The sequence below is a fragment of the Rhizobium sp. UFLA01-1127 genome (assembly GCF_059803845.1).
Genome location: NZ_JAUQTZ010000202.1, coordinates 1 through 8,230, shown reverse-complemented (window position 1 = coordinate 8,230; position 8,230 = coordinate 1). Strand labels below are relative to the sequence as shown.

The window sequence follows — 8,230 nt, the reverse complement described above, 5'->3', positions numbered from 1 at the left end:
GTTGCTCCCTACGTCCTGAAATATGTCGGCCTGCTCGGCGACACCGCGGCGCTGAAAGGCGGCATGCTGATCTGGGTGGGCGGGCTGGCGGGATCGCTGGTGGCGTTTGCCACGATCGACCGCATCGGGCGGATCACGTCGACGATCATCGCATGCTGGGGATGTGCGATCAGCCTGGTGCTGCTCGTCTATTGGGTCAACATCCCCGCTCTCTTCATTGCGGCCTACGTCACGCTCGGGTTCCTGACCTGGTTTGGCGCCTCGTCGTTCTGGGCGCTTCCCTCGGAAATGCTGCCAACCCATCTGAGAGGGCGCGCACAGGGACTCGGCAACGGCCTGGCGAGAACGGTCGTCGGCCTCACGACATGGATCGTTCCCTGGTCGGTCGACAAGCTCGGCTTTCCGAACACGTTCTTCGTCCTTGCGGGCGTCGCTGTTCTGCTCGGCCTCTATGCCATCACAGGCGTGAAATTCGAGCCAATGGGCCGCGATCTGGACGACTAATTCTCCGGCTCGGCATCGCTCGCAGCCGATTGCTCCGAGCAGTGCAACCGCATCTTTCGAGAGGATATGAAAATGAAGATGATCTTCCTACTTTTCGATTCACTGAACAGGAAGGCTCTGAAGAGCTATGGCAGCTCGATCGAGACGCCCAATTTCGATCGGCTGGCAAAGAAGTCCGTCCGGTTCGACAACCACTATACGGGCAGCATGCCGTGCATGCCGGCGCGCCGGGACCATCACACGGGCAGGTACAACTTCTTCCATTCGGCCTGGGGGCCGCTGGAGCCGTTCGACAATTCCTACGCCAGGATCCTGCGCGACCGTACTGTCTACACCCATCTCGTGACCGACCATCTCCACTACTTCGAAGACGGCGGCATGTGCTACCACACGACTTTCGACACCTGGGTCAATGTCCGAGGCCAAGAGTACGATCCCTGGAAACCTTCTCTGCGTCCCGATTTCGACCGGTACTCGAAGAAGTTCGATTCCCGGCACTACGACACCTCCGACCCCAAGCGCTCGGCGCACAAGATCCAGCATCTGGTGAACCGCGACTTCATCGTGAAGGAAGAGGACTTTCCGCTTCCACAATGCTTCGACGAGGGCCTGGAATTCCTCAGGACCGCGCAGAGCGCCGACAACTGGTTCCTACAGCTTGAGTGCTTCGACCCTCACGAACCATTCCATGTTCCAGAGCGGCTGGACAGGGAGTTTGGCGCGGATGTGACCGCGCCTGTCTTGGACTGGCCGAATTATGCACGGGTCTCGGAATCGCCGGAGGAGGTGGAAAGGATTCGCAACAAGTACGCAGCACTGGTAGCGTTCTGCGACGAGCAACTCGGACGACTGCTCGACTGGATGGACGAAACCGACGCATGGCGCGACACCGCGCTCGTCGTCACTTCCGATCATGGGTTCCTGCTCGGCGAGCACGACTGGTGGGCGAAGGTTAAGATGCCCCAGTATCAGGAGATCTCCCACATTCCACTGATGCTCTATCACCCGGACCACGTGGGCAAGGGCGGTCAGGCTCGCAGCGGACTGACGTCGGTCATCGACATCCTGCCGACGATCCTTGACCATTTCGGCGTCCCTGTTCCTGCCGAATGCAAGGGCGCCAGCCTCCTGCAAACGCTGTCGAGCGACGGTCCCACGCACGATGTCGTCCTGTCCGGCGTATTCGGCGGACCGCTTCTCATCTGTGATGGGCGATACGCCTATCATCGACGGCCGAAGTTTCTCGACAGCACCGATCTATACGAATACCGCCTGCTGCCGATGCACATGCGTGGACCGTTTTCGCTGCAGGAACTGCGCAACATGGAGCTCACAAAACCATTCGATTTCACCAAGGAAGTCCAGGTTCTGAAGATCAAAGCCCGGGACGATTCCAAGCGTGTTCCCAACCATGATGGCGAAAGCTTTCAAGATTACCATACCCGCCTTTTCGATCTGGAGAATGATCCGCTCGAAAACACTCCGATCGACGATCCCGCGGTCGTCGATCGGTTGACAAGGCTGGCGGTCGCAGAGATGCGCCGCCACGATGTTCCAGCCGAGATGTTTGCGAGGTTTGAGCTCGACACTTACAACACGGCTTGAGCATAGCCTGCCCGCTGAGCCCGGGATCGGTCCCGCATGCCGATCTGCGGTTTAGACGGCGGCGGTTCGATCGTATTGGGAGCGCTCTGTGAGGCGCAGCAGCGCGCATTTACCATTCCCGGAACAGTCGGACTTGCGGGCTTTGACGATCACCATGTCTCGGCCATTGTGTTCCGTCGTTGACGACCGTCGAGATTCCGAAGGTCAGGATTGGCGTGGAGGCCGGCAATCTCCTTCGTCGCATGCTTGCAAACGAGCCCGTCGAGGAGCGAAGGGTCGATGTGGGCTTTTCGCTGAAGATGCGCGAAACCCATGAGCCGGCCATTCCCTTCTGTGCGAAAGAGATGGCCGGTCCATGGCTGGTTGCGGCAGCTTATATTTTTCTCGGCCGGGTCAAAGTCGCGACTGTGGTGGCGCTGACGAGGAGCATTGCCGCATCAAAGATAAAGCCGCCGGAATAGCTGCCGGTGTGGTCGATGAGGTATCCCATGATCGACGGACCAAAAAAGCCGCCGAGATTGCCGACGGAGTTGATCACGGCAATCCCGCCCGCGGCTGCAACGCCGACCATGAACTGGGGAGGCAGGGTCCAGAAAACGGGCAGGACGGCGAAGAGCCCGGTTGCCGAAATCGCCAGGCCGACGATCGTCATGGCCGCGCCCGTGCCGAATGCGGCGATGAGAACGCCCACGACTGCTACACCAAGAGGTGCGATAACGTGGAACCGCCTTTCCTCGAGCCGATCGGATCTTCGTCCCCAGAACAACAATCCGACCACCGCGCAAACGTAAGGAATAGCCGAGGCGAAGCCGGTGGCGAGAACGCTGAGACCTGCCTGCTTGATCATCTGGGGCAGCCAGAAATTGACCGTGGCATTTGTCAGCGAGATCCCGAAGAAGATCAGCGCCAGCGCCCAGACATATTTATGCGTGAAAATCTGGGAAGCCGAGACAGTGGCGGTCTGCTCTCTCCTGGCAATATCGTTGTCCACCGCCTTTCGTGCTTCCCTGGCTTCTTCGGACGTCAGCCAACGGGCGTCCGCGATTTTGTCCGGCAGGGCAAAGAAAACGACGATACCGAGCACGATGGCAGGGATGGCCTCCACGATGAACAGCACTTGCCAGGCCTGGAGCGGCCCGAAAGCGCCAAGCGAGAGGATGAAACCGGAAACAGGGCCGCCCACGATCGTGGCGAGGGGATTGGCCAGCAGGAGGAACGCAATGATCTGCGCGCGCTTTCTGTTCGGAAACCACTGGGTCAGGTACACTAGGATCCCCGGATAGAAGCCGGCTTCGGCCGCGCCTAGCAGGAAGCGCAGCGTCAGGAAGGAGGTTCCGTTCCACGCGAAGGCTCCCAGCGCGGAAACGATCCCCCATGTGATCATGATTCTGGCAATCCACCTGCGCGCGCCGAAACGTGCCAGGGCCAGATTGCTCGGAACCTCGAAAATGAGATAGCTGATAAAAAAGACGCCGCTCCCGAGTCCGAAAGCAGTCGCTGACAAATTGATGTCTTGCCGCATCGTCAACGCCGCAAAGCCGACATTCACGCGGTCGAGGAAGGCGGCGAGATAGCAAATGACGAGCAGTGGCATCAAGCGCCAGGCTGCGCGGCTAAAGGCTCGCTCTGCTGCTTCGGACATATGGGTCGGCTGCTGAATTGCAGCCGTCTGCTGATGCAAAGTCATTGTTTTGATCCTCTAGGTCTTTAATGGAGGGACGATGTGCTTCTCCCTCCACCTGAGCGCCGTGGTCAGGCGGACGTCGTCAATCGTCGCTTGGTCGCGGAGAGCGGACCATCGTTCGACCTTCGGCAGAAATATTCGCATCGGTGCATGCTTTTTCGGCAACATGACCAAGTTGCGTGCGCAACCTCCTCGATGTACGTCGCGCGCCAAAGCCGATTCCCCGACAAGCGTGGCAACTCGTGTCGTTCACTTCGTTCCTCCCATGTTGGCATTTGAAAATTCACGCTCCTCCGACGACAATCGACGGGTCCTGAAGTGGGGGCGGCGGAAAATGCAGTCCACGCTGCCCGGAAAGTCCGCGGTTGGGTTCGACCTTGAAGAGCGGCACCGGAATACCTTTGAAATCGTCGCCGGAGACAGCGTCCAAGTCGTCTCCAAAAAGCTCGTCACGAAGAACGCCTTTCAGGCGCGAGAGGACGGCCGCATATGCGTCATGGTTGACCACGTCACTCATTTCCCGAGGGTCTTCCTGCAGGTCGAACAGTTGGAAGACCGAGCCGGCGGGATACCAGATCAGCTTGTGTCGGCCGTCATGCACCATCCGCATTGCTTTCGCCCCGTCGAGAGCCTCGCAATACAGCGTGTCGCGCTTCTTCGTCCCGATCATCGAAATACCCTCGCATGAGGCCGGAACCGGAAGCCCACAAAGGTCCAGCAAGGACGGCATGATGTCCTGAAGGCCGATCAGCCTGTCATCGACCGTGCCAGGCTGGGTACGGGAGTCAGCCTTCGGGCCCACGAGTATCATCGGAACGTTTGCCGAGCCTTCGTACATCAACCGTTTGGCGTAGAAGCCGTGGTTGCCGAGCATGTCCCCATGGTCGCTTGTTACCAGGATGACCGTGTCGTCGAGCAAGTTCTCTTCGCGGAGGGTACCGATCAAGACTCGAAGCTGATGGTCTATGTGCGTGCACAGGGCATAGAACGCCCGGCGGGTATCCGCCAGCTGAACCGGCGGGAGCTTTTGCCAATATTCCCTCGTCAGCCGCAACGGATATGGAAGCGCCTCGTCGTTCACGGCCCAGTCGCCGATGTGTGGGCTATCGATTTCGCGATGCCGGTACCTTTCCATATAGCTTGCGAGCGGGATGAGAGGCGGATGGGGGGCAGTATAAGAAACATGCCAAAGGGAAGGGCGGGTAGGGTCCCTGCGCTTGATCGTGCGGGCCCCCGCCCAGGTCGTCCAGTTGGTGACGTGCAATTCTTCCGGCAGGTGCCAGGTGCGCCAGCCATATTCGTTATTGCTCATCCCGTGCAGAAACTGCTGGCCGGGATAGCCGCGATCGGCCAGGAACATCTCGTAGTCGTCGACGCCTCCGAGGGGGCCACGACCTTCCTCAGCAATCAATGCTTCCTCGAAGCCGATGCGATTTCGTTGCGGGTAGACGTGGAGCTTGCCGACCGCCTGGGTCTGATAGCCTGAGCCTCGAAACGTCTCGGCCAGCGTCGGCAGCTCGGTGGGCATGGTGAGTGACGGTTGAAACACCCTGTCGCCGTGGGTGCGGGGGCTCGTACCCGTCATGATCGATCGCCTGGCGGGAATGCATATCGGGCATTCGGAATATGCCCTCGTGAAGCGGGTGCCGATGCTCGCCAGATGATCGAGCGTTGGAGTTTCGATGACCTCGTGACCAGCGCAGCCAAGCAAATTGGCAGGCCATTGATCGACTGTGACGAAGAGGACGTTCAGCTTTCTCGGCTGTCCTGTATCCTGGGCTGGCATTTGTGGCATTTCGGCTCCATCTTGCTGGGATGACGTCGCATGAGCCGGCGACCGTCATCTTTCAGTATCGGCCTTCGTCTTGGACAATTGGATTCCGGCTGGCATATGGAATACCTGGATACGCGATTAGAATTCGCAGCGCATTGCGCTCGAAACCCGCGTTCATATTTTGCCCAGTGCTGCGGAAATTCCTCACCGACTGCAAGCACGGCCGCAAAGCGTCCGCGCTAACCTCGAGACGGGAGATATCGGAATAACTGATTATAGAAAAATAATTTTCCTTTATAAGTCTTTTCGCTTCCGGGGTTCACGGAACCTGTTCTAAGAGAGGCTGGCGAAGTGATCAAACACTCTCTGAGCGCTCGTCTCCAGGGGCACTGCGATGTCGAGCCGCAAGACGTCAGGCTCACCGATCGGGAGCTCGAGAGCGGCGATCTGGGTGCTCAAAAGTTGCACGGCATGAAGTGACCTTCACGAGCTCGCATACGATCGGAAGGACTTCGAGCGAACCGTCGAGAAAAACAAACAATAGACTTGCATCCGCAACACCGGCCCGCAGACGGTCCCGGTAGCTCTTCTTCAATGCGGAACACGACACGACGACCGGCGGTCCGCCGGTCAATTGCTCCCTAAGTTTGGTGGAGATGCTATCTAGCCATGGTGCCCGATCGGCGTCATCGAGGGAAATCCGGCCGACATCTTTTCGATATTCGCGGCAGGATGAAGTTCGTCGCCTTCGACGAACTGGCCGGCCAGCTTTCGCGCCAAGAGTTTCCCGAGCGAGCTTTTCCGGAACCGCTGATACCCATGACGACGATGATAGACGGTCTGACGGTGGTCATGGAAACTCCAGCTCGGTTGGTGCGGGGCATGGCGCTTCGTCTGGCAATCAGTTCCGGCAACCGCTTCTGACGAACATCAACTTCTTGTGGTCGATGCGGAAATTAAAAATTGTTATCAAGCCGAGGCATCATAGTCCGTAGCCTACTAACGATTTTCAATCGTAGGCGACGCGAAAACCGGTGTTTCCAGCAGAGGAGTCGGCCGACCGCCCGGAGCGCGCGGCAATCCGGTATCGATAGCAATAGCTGATGTGGCAGAGGTACGACCCACCCTTCATCACGTATTCGTCTTCCGCGTCCGCCTGTACGGAGCGGGCCTTTGCCAGTTTCGAAAGCGAACGGACGCGGAAACGGTCCTGGCACCACTCCCAGACGTTGCCACTCATGTTGTAAAGACCGAAGCCGTTCGGTTCAAAGCTGCTAACCGGAGCGGTCGACAGGTACCCATCGGCCATAGAATTCGAATAAGGGAATTTGCCCTGCCAGATGTTGCAGAACACGTTCTCGTCAGTCGGTTCCTGATCGCCCCATGGAAACTTGGGGTCCGCAAGCCCGCCTCGCGCGGCGTATTCCCACTCCGCCTCGGTCGGGAGCCGTCCGCCGCTCCAGTTGGCGAAAGCCTCCGCGTCCCTCATGGATATGTGCGCTGCGGGATGATCTTCACGGCCGGAAAGATCGGACCCGGGTCCCTCGGGCGAACGCCAGTTCGCGCCATCGACCTTTTTCCACCAGGGCAGACCTACAGGCGAAAGGAACCGCTCGGCGTCCGGTAGCAATAGATGGAACACGTAACTCCAGCCATACCGCTCGGCGTCAGTGGCATAGCCGGTCGATGCGACGAAGTCCGAAAAGCGAGAACCACAAACCGCGAAGCGGTCGATGCCGAAGGGGCGGAGCTTTATGCTCCGTTTCGGGCCTTCACCGTCAGCTTTGATGGCGACCCTGTTCGTTCCGACGAAGGATTGCCCCCCCGACAATCGAACGATGTCGCTCGCTCGTGTCCCGATTGAAGGCATGATGGAAACGGGTGACGGGAGGGGCGTGCTTTCCCGCCCGCCCGTCGCACAGCAGCAGGAGGAACTAGTTTCCGTTTGGACGCTGTTCGATCTTGGCATGATTGCTCCGACATGGCGGCTGAAATTGATAAGGGTTAAGCCGTGGGCCGGCGCGCTAGTTCGCTTTGGATTTCGGCAGCCGGTAGCGCTGTATGATTGATGTGATTAATCGAAGAGGGGACGCCTTGTCCTGCTTGCGCCATGCCGCAACCAGTTCCGATGTCGGCGCCGTTCTATCTGATATGGGAAGGTATTTGACACCTTGAAGCCGAATAGCCTGCACGGATTCCGGAACGAATGCGATCCCCGAGCCGCTTGCGACCAATCCGATGATAGCGTGGATTTGATGAACCTCGTGGACGACGGGGAGCTGGATATCTCCCCTGGCAAATACCCCTCGGAATCTTGCCTCCCAATATCGCCGCTTCGCCTGAGGCGTGGTGATGAGCTGCTCGTTTTTCAGATCGGACAGTTCCAGCGACGATCGTCCCGCCAGGACATGGTCTTCGTGGAGCGCAACCACATAGGGCTCGGAATATATCGTCACGCTCTCGAACGCACCCTCCTTGAACATCGGCCGCATCAAACCGATGTCGATCCGACCGCCGTCGAGCGCTTCGATCTGTTCCGCGGTCAGCATCTCCTTCAGCACCAGGTGAATATCCGGAAGTTCTGACCGTATCGCTGCAATGATTTTCGGAAGAGCGTTGAATCTGTCTCTTATACACATCTGACGCTGCCGACGACTCTGGCG

General features: G+C 58.6%; 6 protein-coding genes and 2 pseudogenes. 3 read left to right on the top strand and 5 right to left on the bottom strand.

The window, feature by feature from the left end; genetic code table 11:
• The 3 genes and pseudogenes from Q4Q11_RS29715 to Q4Q11_RS29705 all read left to right on the top strand — a co-directional run.
• Window positions 1–504 (top strand): MFS transporter (locus tag Q4Q11_RS29715; protein WP_498571715.1); only part of this gene is annotated, 504 nt, incomplete at its 5' end.
• Window positions 505–576: 72 nt separating this feature from the next.
• On the top strand, window positions 577–2,109 hold the full coding sequence (locus tag Q4Q11_RS29710; protein WP_498571714.1) for a sulfatase: 1,533 nt from the start codon (window positions 577–579) through the stop codon (window positions 2,107–2,109).
• A 167-nt stretch (window positions 2,110–2,276) separates the two neighbouring features.
• Window positions 2,277–2,570 (top strand): annotated as a pseudogene (locus tag Q4Q11_RS29705) (hypothetical protein); the annotation flags it as partial.
• On the opposite strand, the gene Q4Q11_RS29700 reads toward Q4Q11_RS29705, so the two are convergent.
• The 5 genes and pseudogenes from Q4Q11_RS29700 to Q4Q11_RS29680 all read right to left on the bottom strand — a co-directional run.
• Window positions 2,483–3,796: an MFS transporter gene (locus Q4Q11_RS29700; protein ID WP_498571713.1), complete on the bottom strand. Its 1,314-nt coding sequence runs from the start codon at window positions 3,794–3,796 to the stop codon at window positions 2,483–2,485. The pseudogene Q4Q11_RS29705 and the gene Q4Q11_RS29700 sit on opposite strands and share 88 nt — an antisense overlap.
• A gap of 280 nt (window positions 3,797–4,076) precedes the next feature.
• On the bottom strand, window positions 4,077–5,579 hold the full coding sequence (locus Q4Q11_RS29695) for a sulfatase-like hydrolase/transferase (RefSeq protein ID WP_498571716.1): 1,503 nt from the start codon (window positions 5,577–5,579) through the stop codon (window positions 4,077–4,079).
• Window positions 5,580–5,900: 321 nt separating this feature from the next.
• A pseudogene (locus Q4Q11_RS29690) lies at window positions 5,901–6,451 on the bottom strand (gluconokinase).
• A gap of 125 nt (window positions 6,452–6,576) precedes the next feature.
• On the bottom strand, window positions 6,577–7,437 hold the full coding sequence (locus Q4Q11_RS29685) for a formylglycine-generating enzyme family protein (RefSeq protein ID WP_498571712.1): 861 nt from the start codon (window positions 7,435–7,437) through the stop codon (window positions 6,577–6,579).
• Window positions 7,438–7,591: 154 nt separating this feature from the next.
• Window positions 7,592–8,230: LysR family substrate-binding domain-containing protein (locus tag Q4Q11_RS29680; protein WP_498571711.1), on the bottom strand; the 639-nt coding region annotated here is incomplete at its 5' end.

Bases quoted from the DNA above. Each gene is read 5' to 3' on its own strand.
- Q4Q11_RS29685 (WP_498571712.1), bottom strand. From the start codon at position 7,437: ATGCCTTCAATCGGGACACGAGCGAGCGACATCGTTCGATTGTCGGGG.
- Q4Q11_RS29710 (WP_498571714.1), top strand. From the start codon at position 577: ATGAAGATGATCTTCCTACTTTTCGATTCACTGAACAGGAAGGCTCTG.
- Q4Q11_RS29700 (WP_498571713.1), bottom strand. From the start codon at position 3,796: ATGACTTTGCATCAGCAGACGGCTGCAATTCAGCAGCCGACCCATATG.
- Q4Q11_RS29695 (WP_498571716.1), bottom strand. From the start codon at position 5,579: ATGCCAGCCCAGGATACAGGACAGCCGAGAAAGCTGAACGTCCTCTTC.